Consider the following 14,311-nt stretch of genomic DNA (forward strand, 5'->3'; position numbering starts at 1 on the left):
TCTAGTCACTTCCTGCGCTCGAGGCCAACGCGTTCGCGCCGCCGACGATCTCGCTGATTTCCTGGGTGATCTGGGCCTGGCGAGCCTGATTTGCCTGGCGGCTCAACGTGTTCACCAGTTCGTTCGCGTTGTCCGTCGCGGCCTTCATGGCGGTACGACGGGCAGCATGCTCGGACGCAGCGGCGTCGAGCAGAGCCGCGTAGATACGCGTGTTCACATACTTCGGCAGCAGCGAAGCCAGCAGCTCCTCCGCGTCCGGCTCGAAGCTGTAGTCCGGCGTGGGCTCGCTGTCCGCGCTGCGTGCGCTGTCGGACAGCATGTCCTCCCCGAGGTCGACTTCCTCCTCGGTGACCGTCACCTCGAGCGGTGCGACGCGGCGGACCTCGGGACGCTGGGTGAGCATCGAGACGAAACGGGTGTAGACGATGTGGAGTTCGTCGACCCCCTCGATGGTTCCCTCGCCGTTGGGCGCTTCCACGGCCTCACCGGATCCCGCCATGAAGAGCTCGACGAGATGCCGGGCCGCCTTCTGCGCGTCCGTGTAGCGCGGGGACTGGGAGAAGCCCGTCCACGCACCGGCCACGGGGCGCTCGCGGAACGTGTAGTAGCCGAGGCCCTTGTTGCCCAGGACGTACACGATCGGATCCTTGCCCTCGCTACGGAGCAGCTGGTACAGCTCCTCCGCTTCCTTGAGGACGTTCGCGTTGTACGCACCACACTGGCCGCTGTCGCTGGTCACGACGAGCACGGCAGCGCGCTTGGCCTGCTCGCGCTCGGTGAGCAGCGGGTGATCCAGCGACGTCGACGCGCTGGCGAGCTCGCCGAGTACCTTCGTGATCTCGTCGGAGTACGGCTTGGACGCCGCCACCTGGGCCTGGGCCTTGGTGATCCGCGAGGCCGCGATCAGCTCCTGCGCCTTGGTGATCTTCTTGGTCGAGTTGACCGACTTGATGCGCGAACGCAGTTCGCGAATGCTGGCCATCGATCGATCACTCTCCCTTCGTCTGTCGCAGTGTCAGGACCGCGCGGCTCACTTGTTGATGGTCTTCCGCTTGACGTTGACCTGCTCTTTGCTGACCTCTTCGGCAGCGAGAGCCTCGGCCTCGGGCTCGTTGACCACGCGGCTGCCGTCGGACGCGATGAAGCCCTGCTTGAACTTCTCGGTTGCCGTCAGGAGCACCTCGGCGTTGTCCGCATCGAGGACCTTGCCACCGTCGATGGACTCGTAGACGCTCGCCGCGTTGCGGTGCAGGTCTTCGAGCAGCTCGGCCTCGAAGCGACGCACGTCGCCGACCGGGACGCTGTCGTACACGCCCTCGCCGGCGAGGTAGATCGACACGATCTGGTCCTCGACCGGGACCGGGGAGAACTGGTCCTGCTTGAGCAGCTCGGTCAGACGTGCACCGCGGTCCAGCTGCGCCTTCGACGCGGCATCGAGGTCCGATGCGAATGCCGAGAACGCTTCGAGCTCGCGGAACTGAGCCAGCTCGAGACGGAGCGAACCGGAGACCTTCTTCATACCCTTGGTCTGCGCGGCACCACCGACACGCGACACCGAGATGCCGACGTTGATGGCGGGGCGGACACCCTGGTTGAACAGGTCGGACTCGAGGAACACCTGACCGTCGGTGATCGAGATGACGTTGGTGGGGATGTAGGCCGACACGTCGTTGGCCTTGGTCTCGATGATCGGCAGACCCGTCATGGAACCGGCGCCGAGCTCGTCGGACAGCTTCGCGCACCGCTCGAGCAGACGCGAGTGCAGGTAGAAGACGTCACCGGGGTACGCCTCACGGCCCGGCGGGCGACGCAGCAGCAGCGAGATCGCGCGGTAGGCCTCGGCCTGCTTGGTCAGGTCGTCGAACACGACCAGGACGTGCTTGCCCTGGTACATCCAGTGCTGGCCCAGCGCCGAACCCGTGTACGGCGCGAGCCACTTGAAGCCTGCCGAGTCGGAAGCGGGAGCGGCCACGATGGTGGTGTACTCCAGCGCGCCGGCCTCTTCGAGTGCCTGCTTGACGCCGGCGATCGTCGAACCCTTCTGGCCGACCGCGACGTAGATGCAACGCACCTGCTTGGTCGGATCGCCCGACTCCCAGTTCGCCTTCTGGTTGAGGATCGTGTCGATGCAGACGGCGGTCTTGCCCGTCTTGCGGTCGCCGATGATGAGCTGACGCTGGCCACGGCCGATCGGCGTCATCGCATCGATGGCCTTGATGCCGGTCTGCATCGGCTCCTCGACCGGCTGGCGCTCGAGCACCGAGGCCGCCTGCAGTTCGAGGGCGCGGTTCTCGTCGGACTCGATCTCACCGAGACCGTCGATCGGCTGACCGAGCGGGTTGACGACGCGGCCCAGAAAGGCATCGCCGACAGGAACGGACAGGACGTCGCCGGTGCGCTTGACTTCCTGGCCTTCGGCGATGGTCTCGTACTCGCCGAGGATGACGGCACCGATCTCGGTGGCATCCAGGTTCAGTGCCACGCCGAGGACGCCGCCGGGGAACTCCAGAAGTTCGTTGGCCATCGCCGAAGGCAGGCCACTGACATGCGCGATGCCGTCACTGGTGTCGGTCACCACGCCGACCTCCTCGCGGGAGGCCTCCGGTGAGTAGTTCGCGGTGTAGTTGTCGATCGCGCTACGGATCTCGTCGGAGGAGATCGTCAGCTCCGCCATGTTCTTCCTGCTCTCGGTGTCTGGTCTTCGAAAAGATCTGGGGAATATGGTCTCTGCCCGAAACTAGTTCTGAACTAGTTGAAGGACTTCCGCAATGCCGCGAGCCGCCCGGCCGCACTGCCGTCGATGACCTCGTCGCCCACCCGGACGACCAGACCACCGAGCAGTTCGGGGTCGACCTCGACGTGGACGGTCACCGGCTTGCCGTACAGGCGGGTGAGCGTGGTGGCCAGCCGATCGGACTGTGCCTGGCTCAGAGCGCTGACGCTGGTCACCTTGGCGACCAGGTTCTCGCGCTGAGCCGCGGCGATGTTCGACAGCGTGTCGAACACGTCCGCCGGAGCGGTGCCACGGAGCCTGCCGACCGCCTGCACCACCAGCGCCTCGGTGACCGCGGTCACCTTGCCGTAGAGGACGCTGGTGAGCAGCTCCCTCTTGCGGCGCGGTTCGGTGGTCCGGTCCGACAACGCCTGCTCGAGCTCCGGGTTGCCGGCGACGATGCGGCCCAGTCGGAACAGCTCGTCTTCGACAGTGTCGAGCTGGTCCTGGTCGGCTGCGGCCTTCAGCAGGGATTCCCGGCCGAGAAGCACGAGCGAGTCGAGCAGGTCTCGCGGGGCGGACCAGTCACTGGTCACCGCTGCCTTGACGACGGCGAGGGTCTCGGAGGAGACCTTGCCGCCGAAAACCTGCTCAGCCAGTCCTGAGCGTGCCGCCTCGGGCGCCGAGCTGTCGGAGAGCGCCGCCTTCAGGCCACGCGCACCGTCCAGCGTATCGACGACCGAGAACAGGTCCGCTCCGGTCTGAGCCGCGGCCGCGGTTGCCGCCCCCGGGGAGACGGTGTCCAAGGCCGAGGACAACGCAGCACGTGTCTGCGTCAAGGCCTCACGGCTCGCTGCGTACATGGGCCTCACTTCCCTGCTGCGGTCTTGGTGTCGACGGAATCGAGCTCGTCGAGGAAGCGGTCGATCGAGCCGGCACGCTTGACGTCCTCGGACAGCGATTCGCCGATGACCTTCTCGGCGAGGTCGACCGCAGTGCGTCCGAGGTCGCCGCGCAATTCGGCGACGATCTGCTGACGCTGCGCGGTGAGCTGGTTGTGCCCGGCCGCGACGATGCGATCGCTCTCTTCCTGAGCCTGTGCCTTCATCTCGGCGATGATCTGCTGGCCCTGCGTGCGAGCGTCCTCACGGATCTGTGCTGCCTCGGTGCGAGCCTCGGCCAGCTGCGCGCGGTACTGCTCGAGCGCTGCCTGAGCCTCGGCCTGCGCCTCTTCGGCACGGACGAGACCGCCCTCGATCTTCTCCGTGCGCTCGTCGAGAACCCGCTGAGCCATGGGAAGAACGAACTTCCAGAAGACGAACGCGACGACAGCCAGGGCTACGATCGACCAGACGATGTCGTATACCGCAGGGATGAGAGGATTTTGCTCCTCACCCTCCGCTGCGAGTAGTGCGATAGTTGCTGCTGCCATGACGGTGTCTTAGAAAATGAAGCCGGCGACAAGGCCGATCAGGGCGAGTGCCTCGGTGAACGCGATACCGAGGAACATGGTGGTACGAACCTGTCCGGCCATCTCGGGCTGACGGACCATGCTCTCCATTGCCTTACCGACGAGGATGCCGATGCCGATGCCGGGGCCGATGGCGGCGAGGCCGAAGCCGATGGCGCCGTAGCCGGTGACGTTGGTCTCGACCGCTTCCTGTGCCAGGTACGCGAGGCTCATGGTGATTGTTTCCCTTTCTGTTGGCCCCCACCGGGTTCGGTGTGGGGCTCAGTTCTCGGTGTAGCCGGATGTGTAGGTCCGGCCGGAGTGGAAGTTCTAGTGCGAATCCGCGTGCAGCGAGGTGTCGATGTACACCGAGGTGAGCAGCGCGAAGACGTAGGCCTGCAGGAAGATGACCAGCAGTTCGAAGAAGGTGAAGGCCACGGCGGCCGCGAGCGACGCCACGCCGAACACCGCGGTGAAGTTCCCGGCCTCGAAGAAGAAGTACCAGGCAGACCCGAAGAACAGCACCAAGAGAATGTGACCCGCGAGCATGTTGGCCATGAGACGGACCATCAGCGTGAACGGGCGGAGGATGAAGGTCGAGATGAACTCGATCGGGATCAGCAGCAGGTGCAGGGCCGGAGGCACGTTCGGGACGACGATGCTGCTCTTGAAGTACTTGAGGAAGCCGTACTTCTTGATGCCGACGTAGAGGAACGTGACGTACGCGAACGCCGCGAGAACCATCGGCATGGCGATTCGTCCGTTGGACGAGATGTTCATGAACGGGATGACGCCCGAGATGTTCGTCGCGAGGACGACGAAGAAGATCGTCGAGATGACGGGGAGGAAGCGCCGTCCCTGTTCCTTGCCGAGAATCTCCTCCGCGATGTTGATCCGCACGAAGTCGAGTGCGAGCTCGGCGACGTTCTGGACTCCACGGGGTACCAGCTTCTGGCTACGGAGGGCCAGCACGAAGAACAGCAGAAGCAACCCGCACATGATCAGCCGCAGCATGACCAGTCGATCGATTTCGAACGGGGTTCCACCGAACAGGATGGCAGGCGGGTTGAAGTCGGCCAATGTGGGCGGGTGATAGCCCTCGGCCGTGAATGTGACGCTCAGCGGTCTCTCCCGTAGTCGGTCCGCAGTCGGTGTCGGCCTGCGGTTCGATCGGACAGTGGTGGTTCGATCGGACAGTGACGATCTACTAGCCGACGAGATCGACTCGCGAATTCGTCAGCTTCCTCCCGAAGGACTCGCTGTCGGCGTCGGCGACTCTCGTCGACTCGGCGGTTGCGCGGGGGCTTCCGCCTGCAAATCACAGGGGCGTCGGTCCCGTGTCCGGGCAACGCCTGATTGTGCTCGCTTGGCCCGAACCTTATCAAGACATCTACGACAGTGTGTAGACGGGGGTCCGGTCGGGTTACCGGCTGGTTCGCCGAACTACTACGAACCGTCGGAGGAGTTCGGCTCCTCGGGATCCGCCCCACGCTGCGGTGTGGCCGGTTCCACATAGAGCATCTTACTCTTCAGTACACCCCAGGTTTCCGCGCCGAGAACCAGCACCAGGGCACCGACCATCACCGCGACCAGGGTGGGCCGGCTGTAGAAGTCCAGGGGATTGAGCACGCCGAGCACGATCAGCGCGATCGCCATCTTGAGTAGCCAGCTCCCGAGCAGCACCGCGGCGGCGGTGAGCGGCGGGAGCTTGGCTGTCGCGAGCACGGTGACCGCAGTGACGAGGACGAAACCGCCGCCGATCCCGGCACCGAGGAGCGCTCCCCACACACCGGGCAGTCCGGCAGCGAGCCAGCCCACGACGACGCCCACGACGGCGAGGACCACCAGCCCGAGTGCGCCGTAGAGCACTGCGCGCCGCAGCGCCGCGGTGGATCCCCCGGGTACGGAGGTGGACAGGGCGAAATCCGGATCTGGGGAGGTCACGATGCCCCAGCGTAACGGATGCCCGATTCGTCCCTGCTCCCGATCGCACCCGCAGCGGGCGAGCTCCACCCGCGCGGTGCGCTCAGCCGTCGCCGTCGGCGTGGGCACCCTCGTGCTGGGTGCGGAGCGAGGGCACCGCGGTCACCACGAGCGCGAACACCAGCCCGCCGGCGAGAAGCAACACGACCGCACGACGATCGAACAACGCGCTGCCCACGGCACCGAAGGCGAGAACGCCGACCCACAGATAGATGAGGAGGACCACCCGGCGATGCGAGTGCCCGATCTGCAACAGGCGGTGGTGCAGATGCATCTTGTCCGGGCTGAAGGGACTCACCCCGGCGCGGGTACGCCGCACGATCGCGAGCAGCAGATCGAGGATGGGGATGAACATGACCGCACCGACGAGCAGCAACGGCGACAACAGACCGAGCAGATCGCGCGAACCGTACGCGGTGAGCGGGATTCGGCCGGACGCACTGGTCGCGATGGTCGCCAGCATGAGCCCGATGAGCATCGAGCCCGAATCGCCCATGAAGATCCGGGCCGGCTGGAAGTTGTGCGGCAGGAAGCCCAGGCATGCCCCGGCGAGGGCCGCGGCGAGCATCGCGGGCGGATAGGCACTGACGTCACCGCCCTGATCGTGCAGCAACCCGATAGAGAAGACACAGATCGCGGCAGAGGAGATCAAGCCCAGTCCCGCGGCCAGCCCGTCGAGCCCGTCGACGAAGTTCATCGCGTTGATCATCACCACGGACACGCCGATCGTGACCAGCCCGGCCTGCAACTGGTCGAGAACCACCGTCGTCCCCTCACCGAACGGGACGTACACGATGAACCAGCTCACCCCCATCACGACGAGGATTCCGGCCGCGGTGACCTGGCCGACGAACTTCGTCAGCGCATCCAGGCCCCAACGGTCGTCCACGACGCCCACCAGCACGATCACGAACCCGGCGACCAGTGCCGCCGGTATGTCGCGGGTGAACTCGAATCCCCTGGTGAGGGCGGGCAGTTGGGTGGCGAACAACAACGCGACCAGCATTCCGGCGTACATGCCGGTGCCCCCGAGGCGAGGAGTCGGCGCGACGTGGACGTCCCGATCGCGGGGAACGGCGACGGCGCCGAAGCGGATGGCCAGGACACGCACCAGCCCGGTCGCGAGGTAAGTCACCACAGCCGCCACGAACAGGACGAGCAGCAACTCCCGAATCGGGACTCCGGCCCCTCCCCCCGCCTGGGCCAGCGCGGCATGTGCCGGCACGGGGCCGGCGAGGACGGGAGCGGTCACGAGGCCGACGCTACCGCTGCCGGGAGGCCACCGGGCTGCCGAAACTCCGAGGACACCCGAGATCCGTCACCGGCGCCGCAGGCGTCGCGGCTCATGCAGGGCTCGCGCCGTCGAGCAGGGTCTCGGGCGGAACACCGAGGACCTCGGCCACGTTCTCGGTCCGGACGGCACCCTCGCGCAGGATGCGGACGGTGTCACCGGTGAGGTCGACGATGGTGGAGGCGAGACCGTGATCGGCCGGCCCCCCGTCCAGGTAGACGCTCACCATGCCGCCGAGCTGCCCCTTGGCTTCTGCCGCCGTGGTCGCCGGAGGCTGTCCCGAGATGTTGGCGCTCGACACGGCCAGCGGCCCCACGTCCCGAAGCAACTCGAGTGCGACCGGGTGCAACGGCATGCGCAGCATGACCGAGCCCTGGGTGTCGCCCAGATCCCAGGCCAGCGACGGGGCCTGCCGCACGACGAGGCTGAGGCCTCCCGGCCAGAACGCGCGAATGAGGTCACGGGCCTGCGGACGCACCGTGTAGACGAGTCCGTCGATGGTGTCCCAGGAGCCCACCAGCACCGGAACCGGCATGTCCCGTCCGCGGCCCTTCGCACGCAGCAGCGAGGCCACCGCGTCTCCGTCGAAGGCATCCGCGCCCAGCCCGTACAGCGTGTCGGTGGGCAGCACCACCAGGCGGCCGGCCTTCAGCGCGTTCTTCGCCGCGCTCAGTCCGGCGGCGCGGGAATCGGGACGGCCACAGTCGTACACAACACTCACGGCGTCATTCTTTCACTCCGGTGTTCGCTCGGATCCTCCGGCGGCGGCTCGGGCGGTGACGAGCGGCGGCGCTCCTGGCGTTCCTTCGCGGCGGCGATGCGTTCGGCCTCGACCTCCGTGGCCACCCGGTGTGCGACGACGAAGCGCGGCCGACCCGCGAGATCAGGGTGTTCGACGACGTCGCCGAACACTCGGCGACCGGCGAAGAGTGCCGCCACCTCGGCACCGTTGCTGTCGTCGTGCTCGACGCCGACCGCTCCCCCGATCCGGAGCCAGCGCGCGACGTTGGAGACCATCGGCTTGATCACCGACAGTCCGTCGGTACCGGCGAAGAGCGCGAGGTGGGGATCGTGGTCGGCGACCTCCGGTTCCAGGACCGCATCCTCGGGAACGTAGGGCGGATTCGCCACCACCAGATCGACGGTGCCGTCGAGTCGGCTGAGCAGCGCCCGGTCGGTGACGTCACCCTGGTGCAGGGCGATCGGGGTGTCCCCGTCCTGCTCACGGGCCGCGGCGTTGCGCCGAGCCCATGCCAGAGCGGAGGGGTCGATCTCGACGGCGTGGACCTCGGCGTCCGGGCGGGCGTGGGCGATCGCGAGGGCGAGGGCGCCCGAACCGGTACACAGGTCGAGCACGACCGGCGGCCGCCCGGCAGTGCCTTCGAGGAAGGCCAGAGCCCAGCCGAGGAGCAGTTCGGTCTCGGGACGCGGGACGAACACGCCAGGCCCGACCTCGAGATCGATGTTGCCCATCGCGGCGGTACCGAGCAGATGCTGCAGCGGGATCCGCCGGGCCCGCTGCGCGACCAGCTCGGTCAGTTGCTGCGCGACCGCGGCGTCCACGAGCGGTACCAGCCCGAGCCGGGTCCGTTCGACTCCGAGCAGGTGGGCGGCGATCAGCTCGGCGTCCACGCGCGGGCTCCCGACGCCTGCGGCCTCGAGCTGCGCGGTCGCTTCCGCCAGGGCCAGTCGGAGCGGTTGCCGGGTCACGAGCTACAGCCTGCCACGCCGGGGGTGTCACTCCGCAGTGAGCCGAGCCTCACGGTCCGCCTTTCCGAGTGCGTCGAACAGGGCGTCGAGTTCGCCGTCCAGTACCGCGTCGAGGTTGTGTGCCTTGAATCCCACCCGGTGGTCGGTGATCCGGTTCTCCGGGAAGTTGTAGGTGCGGATGCGCTCGGAACGGTCCACCGTGCGAACCTGGCTCTGGCGGTCCGCGGATGCCTCGGCCTCCGCGGCTTCCTCCGCCGCGGCCTGCAGACGCGCCGCCAGGACCTGCATCGCGCGGGCCTTGTTCTGCAGCTGCGAGCGTTCGTTCTGGCAGGTCACGACGATGCCGGTGGGCAGGTGCGTGATCCGCACCGCGGAATCGGTGGTGTTGACGCCCTGACCACCCTTCCCGGACGAACGGTAGACGTCGATCCGCAGGTCCGATTCGTCGATCTGGACTTCCTCGACCTCGTCCGGCTCCGGGTAGACGAGGACACCGGCGGCGGATGTGTGCACCCTGCCCTGGGACTCGGTGACGGGGACCCGCTGCACGCGGTGCACCCCGCCCTCGAACTTCAGTTTCGACCACACGCCCTCGGCGGTGTCGCTGCGCGACGTGATCGACAGGGTCGCGTCCTTGTACCCACCGAGATCCGACAGGGTCGTGCCGAGCATCTCCACCCGCCAGCCGTGGCGTTCGGCGTAGCGGATGTACATGCGAGCCAGATCGGCGGCGAACAGTGCGGACTCCTCGCCGCCCTCGCCGGACTTGACCTCGAGTACGACGTTGTCACCGTCGTGGGGGTCCCGCGGGGCGAGCAGATCGGTGAGGGTGCGGTCGAGCTCGTCGACCTGAGCCTCGAGCGCAGGGATCTCGGCGGCGAACGCGGAATCGTCGGCGGCGAGTTCCCGGGCGGCCTCGAGGTCCTCACGAGCCGCCTTCAGCTTCGTGTAGGCCGTCATCACCGGCGCCAACTCGGCGAACCTCTTGCCCACCCGCCGGGCCGCACCGGCGTCGTTGTGCAGTGCCGGGTCCGCGAGCTGCTGCTCCAGGCCCGCGTGTTCGGCGAGGATGTCGTCGATCGCCGACGGTTGCGTCCTTCCCGCCATGGGTGTGCTCCATTATCTGTCGAGACGGCCTGTCGAGTCCGGTCGTCGGAGGTGCCCGTCCGCACCTGCCGGCCGACGGCACGAAAAAGCCGACGCCCGACCTGTGACATACACAGGACGGGCGTCGGCGGGGTAGCTAGGAGTTGGCGGAATCCGCCTTCTCGGCACTCTTCTTCGCGGGCCGGCCGCCGCCCTTGCCGTAGCGGGCCTCGAAGCGCGCGACACGTCCACCGGTGTCGAGGATCTTCTGCTTACCCGTGTAGAACGGGTGGCACTGCGAGCAGACCTCGACGGTGATGCGTCCGCCGTCGGCGGTGCTGCGGGTCTCGAACGTGTTGCCGCAACCACAGACGACGGTGGTCGTCCCGTAGTCGGGGTGAATTCCTGCCTTCATGGTGTCCCTTTCGATGGTCGCCGGGTCGCCTTCGCCGTTCGAAGCCGTGAACCGGAACCGGACTCAGCCGTTCAGTATGCCAGAGCTGCTGCGAGCGCCCCAATCCGTACCGGATCAACGGGATCGACCGCACCTGCCCCCTTTTCCCTGTGGGTGAAGGGCACCTTCAGCCGGATCAACCGGTCGAACGGACCTTTCACCCGGAAACCGGGCCGCCACTGACAATGAATGTCAACGGCGACCCGGTCGGGTTTGTTCCGCAGTGTCCCGGCGGTCAGTCGTCGAGAGCGCCCGGCGCGGTCTTCGAGACCTGCATCAGGAACTCGACGTTGCTCTGCGTCTTCTTGAGACGGTTGACGAGCAGGTCGATCGCCGCCTGCGAATCCAGCCCGGAGAGCACCCGGCGCAGCTTGTGCACCACGGCGAACTCGTCCGGCGTCATGAGCAACTCGTCCTTGCGGGTGCTCGACAGATTGACGTCGACGGCCGGGAAGACACGCCGTTCGGCAATCTTGCGGTCGAGCTTGAGTTCGGCGTTACCGGTGCCCTTGAACTCCTCGAAGATGACGGTGTCACCGGTGGAACCGGTCTCCACCAGCGCCGAGGCGATGATGGTGAGCGAGCCACCGTTCTCGATGTTGCGGGCCGCGCCGAGGAACCGCTTCGGCGGATAGAGCGCCGTCGAGTCGACACCACCGGACAGGATTCGCCCCGACGCCGGCGACGAGTTGTTGTAGGCGCGACCCAGCCGGGTGATGGAGTCGAGCAGCACCACGACGTCCTTGCCCGCTTCGACCAGGCGCTTCGCCCGCTCGATGGCCAGCTCGGACACCAGGGTGTGATCGCTCGGCGGACGGTCGAAGGTGGAGGCGATGACCTCACCCTTCACCGAACGCTGCATGTCGGTGACTTCCTCGGGCCGCTCGTCCACGAGGACGACCATGAGGTGGCACTCGGGATTGTTCGTCGCGATCGCGTTGGCGATGTCCTGGAGGACCGTGGTCTTACCGGCCTTCGGAGGGCTGACGATGAGCGCGCGCTGCCCCTTGCCGATCGGCATGACCAGATCGATGACACGGGTCGTCAGGCGGTTCTGCTCGGTCTCGAGCCGCAGGCGCTGGTTCGGGTAGAGCGGCGTGAGCTTGTTGAACTCGGCACGATGCTTGGCGGCGTCGATGCTGCCACCGTTGACAGTGTCGATGCGCACCAGCGGGTTGAACTTCTGCCGCTGGTTGCTCTGCTCGCCCTCTCGCGCAACCCGGACCGCACCGGTGATCGCGTCTCCGCGGCGCAGACCGTTCTTGCGGATCAGGTTCATCGAGACGTACACGTCGTTGGGCCCCGGAAGGTACCCGGAGGTACGGACGAAGGCGTAGTTGTCGAGCACGTCGAGGATCCCGGCCACCGGCTGCAGGACATCGTCCTCACGAATCTCGACGTCGCGCTCGTTGCTCTCGCCGCCACGATCGCGCCCACGACGACGCTCACGGAACCGACGTCCCCGGCGCCCGCGGCCGCCTTCCTCGTCGTCGTCGTTGCGGTTGTCCTGGCGAGGACCGCCACCCTGGTTCTGGTTCTGATTGCCCTGGTTGCGGTTCCGGTCGCCGCGCTCGCGACGGTTGCCGCCCTGCTCGGAGCCGCCGTCGCCCTTGCCGGCGTTGTCCCGGCCGTCGCCCTTGCCGGCGTTGTCCCGGCCGTCACCCTTGCCGGCGTTGTCGCGGCCATCGGACTTGCCGGCGTTCTCGCGGCCGCCCTCGGCCCTCGGGCCGTCCTGCTTGCCGCCGTCCTGCTTGTCACCCTGCTTGTCCGGGCGCTGCCTGTCCGCACCCTGATCCGCGGCCTGATCGCCCTGCTCGGGAGCACCCGCGCGGCGTGCGGATCCACGGCGCTGGCGCCGGGGGCGTCCACCGCCCTGGTCGGAGTCCGCGGCGCCTTCGTCCGACGACGGCTGCTCGGCACTCTCGGCGACCGGCGCCGACTCGGTGCGCGGGGCGGCGGCGGGTGCCTGGGGAGCACCGGCCTCGGCGGCGGCAGCGGGAGCCTTGGCGCGCGAGGCCCGCTCACGACGTTCGGGGGCCGGGGTGCTGTCTCCGCCGGACTGACCCTGGCGTTCCTTGATGGCCGCGATCAGGTCGCCCTTACGCAGGCCGGACGTGCCCTTGATGCCGAGTTCGGCGGCGAGGGCACGGAGTTCGGCGAGAACCATGCCGGACAGCCCCGTGCCACGACGGGCGTCCGCTCGCTTGGCCGAGGCCGCGACGGCATCACTGCGCGCCGCACCGGCCTGGGGAGATTGCGTCACCTGCACGTCCGCGTCTGCGGGGCTGGCGATGAGTTCCGTATCGGTCACGGAGGTCCTTTCCTTCCCTCGCTCGCGCTGCGCAGAGCCGAGGGTTCGTCCCGTAATCCGGTCCACCGGATTCGGATGTGCCGTACGTAGTTGCATTTCGAAGAAACTGCCGGCTTGCCCGCCACACCACCGAAGAGCAGGCGCGTGTTCGAAAATCCATCACAAATAGAAAGTGCGGAGGATCCTGCCAGGACGCGTCAACCCCGGATGAACTGGAGTATTCGCCCTGGTGAAGCACCGGCGTCTGATGCGCACGATGTACGGACAGTGCCCAGAATAGCCTCGAACGTTCGAGTGGGCAAGGAGGCGGGCAACCGTGTCGGCCCGTTCCGGCCTCGGGACGGGCCTCTCAGGAGACCGCGACGCCGTCGGAGATGCCGAGTTCGTGGACCTGCATCCCGTCCGCCTCGGCATCTCGCCGGAGCCACTCGGGAAACTCCGCCGTGGTGAGAGCCAGCACGGTGGGGCCGGCGCCGGAGACCGTAGCGGCGATTCCCTCCGCACGAAGGCGCTCGATCCATCGAGTGGTGTGCGGGAGCGCGGGCGCCCGCTGAGCCTGATGGAGCCGGTCCTCCGTCGCGGGCATCAGCAGATCGGGCCGCTCGGTCAGCGCGACGACGGCGAGCGCGCCGCGGCTGACGTTGTACGCGGCGTCGCGGTGCGGCACCGAGTCCGGCAGCAGCCCTCGGGTGTGCGCGGTCGAGGAGCGTTCGCTCGGTACCAGCACGACGGCCCGGACACTCGGATGCACCGCCAGCCGGACCGCGCGATACTCCCGCGGCACGGCCGAGGCCCCTTCGGCCGAGGACGTCACACTGCTCCAGGACACCACTGCCCCACCGAGAACCGATGCGGCGGCGTTGTCGGGGTGCCCCTCGAACTCGGAGGACAACTGCACCAGCTGATCACTGCCGAGTGCCAGTTCCGGGTCGAGCTTTCCGGCCAGCCCGTTGGCGGCCGCCAGCCCGCCGACGACAGCCGACGCCGACGATCCGAGGCCTCGCGAATGCGGGATAGCGTTGCGGCACAAGACATCCAAGCCATCTGCCCACACACCTGCCGACTCGAGTCCGCGCTCGATGGCCCGCACCACGAGATGGGAAGGACCCCAGGGGACGTCGTCGGCACCCTCACCCTCGACACGGATGTTCAAACCCGAATCCGTTGTTGTCACCACGATCTCGTCGTACATTCCGAGAGCGAGACCCAGCGTGTCGAACCCCGGCCCGAGGTTCGCGCTCGATGCCGGGACACGGGCGGTGACGGTCAATCCGGTGGGAAGTGTCTGTGTCATCGGTGAAGTCCGGTTCTCC

14 protein-coding genes are annotated in these 14,311 nt (G+C 67.4%); all 14 read right to left on the reverse strand.

Annotated elements, in window-relative coordinates; all coding sequences use genetic code 11:
- Nucleotide 1 precedes the first annotated feature (1 nt).
- Nucleotides 2-982 carry a F0F1 ATP synthase subunit gamma gene (locus G4H71_RS02490; RefSeq protein WP_072736936.1) on the reverse strand — a complete coding sequence of 327 codons (981 nt, stop codon included), beginning with the start codon at nucleotides 980-982 and terminating at the stop codon, nucleotides 2-4.
- A 48-nt stretch (nucleotides 983-1,030) separates the two neighbouring features.
- Complete coding sequence (gene atpA, locus G4H71_RS02495) at nucleotides 1,031-2,674, reverse strand: F0F1 ATP synthase subunit alpha (RefSeq protein ID WP_072736935.1); 1,644 nt, start codon at nucleotides 2,672-2,674, stop codon at nucleotides 1,031-1,033.
- 74 nt (nucleotides 2,675-2,748) lie between these two features.
- Nucleotides 2,749-3,576 carry a F0F1 ATP synthase subunit delta gene (locus G4H71_RS02500; RefSeq protein ID WP_072736934.1) on the reverse strand — a complete coding sequence of 276 codons (828 nt, stop codon included), beginning with the start codon at nucleotides 3,574-3,576 and terminating at the stop codon, nucleotides 2,749-2,751.
- Between the two features lie 5 nt (nucleotides 3,577-3,581).
- A complete protein-coding gene (locus G4H71_RS02505) occupies nucleotides 3,582-4,145 on the reverse strand; it encodes a F0F1 ATP synthase subunit B (RefSeq protein ID WP_072736933.1) in 564 nt (187 codons plus the stop codon).
- Between the two features lie 9 nt (nucleotides 4,146-4,154).
- Nucleotides 4,155-4,397 (reverse strand): ATP synthase F0 subunit C, encoded by a 243-nt coding sequence (locus G4H71_RS02510; RefSeq protein ID WP_072736932.1) that lies wholly within the window; start codon nucleotides 4,395-4,397, stop codon nucleotides 4,155-4,157.
- Between the two features lie 96 nt (nucleotides 4,398-4,493).
- A complete protein-coding gene (gene atpB, locus G4H71_RS02515; protein WP_072736931.1) occupies nucleotides 4,494-5,285 on the reverse strand; it encodes a F0F1 ATP synthase subunit A in 792 nt (263 codons plus the stop codon).
- A 324-nt stretch (nucleotides 5,286-5,609) separates the two neighbouring features.
- Nucleotides 5,610-6,107, reverse strand: coding sequence for a Cg1360 family ATP-synthase-associated protein (locus G4H71_RS02520; RefSeq protein ID WP_072737004.1), 498 nt, complete (start codon nucleotides 6,105-6,107; stop codon nucleotides 5,610-5,612).
- An 82-nt stretch (nucleotides 6,108-6,189) separates the two neighbouring features.
- Nucleotides 6,190-7,398 carry a glycosyltransferase family 4 protein gene (locus G4H71_RS02525; protein ID WP_174561826.1) on the reverse strand — a complete coding sequence of 403 codons (1,209 nt, stop codon included), beginning with the start codon at nucleotides 7,396-7,398 and terminating at the stop codon, nucleotides 6,190-6,192.
- Between the two features lie 91 nt (nucleotides 7,399-7,489).
- On the reverse strand, nucleotides 7,490-8,158 hold the full coding sequence (locus G4H71_RS02530) for an L-threonylcarbamoyladenylate synthase (RefSeq protein WP_072736930.1): 669 nt from the start codon (nucleotides 8,156-8,158) through the stop codon (nucleotides 7,490-7,492).
- Complete coding sequence (gene prmC, locus G4H71_RS02535) at nucleotides 8,155-9,147, reverse strand: peptide chain release factor N(5)-glutamine methyltransferase (RefSeq protein WP_083343167.1); 993 nt, start codon at nucleotides 9,145-9,147, stop codon at nucleotides 8,155-8,157. The genes G4H71_RS02530 and prmC overlap by 4 nt, the downstream gene beginning before the upstream one ends.
- Nucleotides 9,148-9,174: 27 nt before the next feature.
- Nucleotides 9,175-10,254: a peptide chain release factor 1 gene (gene prfA, locus G4H71_RS02540; RefSeq protein WP_072736929.1), complete on the reverse strand. Its 1,080-nt coding sequence runs from the start codon at nucleotides 10,252-10,254 to the stop codon at nucleotides 9,175-9,177.
- Nucleotides 10,255-10,390: 136 nt separating this feature from the next.
- Nucleotides 10,391-10,648, reverse strand: coding sequence for a 50S ribosomal protein L31 (rpmE, locus tag G4H71_RS02545; RefSeq protein WP_072736928.1), 258 nt, complete (start codon nucleotides 10,646-10,648; stop codon nucleotides 10,391-10,393).
- Between the two features lie 274 nt (nucleotides 10,649-10,922).
- Nucleotides 10,923-12,998 carry a transcription termination factor Rho gene (gene rho, locus G4H71_RS02550; protein WP_072736927.1) on the reverse strand — a complete coding sequence of 692 codons (2,076 nt, stop codon included), beginning with the start codon at nucleotides 12,996-12,998 and terminating at the stop codon, nucleotides 10,923-10,925.
- A gap of 349 nt (nucleotides 12,999-13,347) precedes the next feature.
- Nucleotides 13,348-14,292: a homoserine kinase gene (thrB, locus tag G4H71_RS02555; RefSeq protein WP_072736926.1), complete on the reverse strand. Its 945-nt coding sequence runs from the start codon at nucleotides 14,290-14,292 to the stop codon at nucleotides 13,348-13,350.
- Nucleotides 14,293-14,311: the final 19 nt, after the last annotated feature.

The organism is Rhodococcus triatomae (assembly GCF_014217785.1).
GTDB lineage: Bacteria > Actinomycetota > Actinomycetes > Mycobacteriales > Mycobacteriaceae > Rhodococcus_F > Rhodococcus_F triatomae.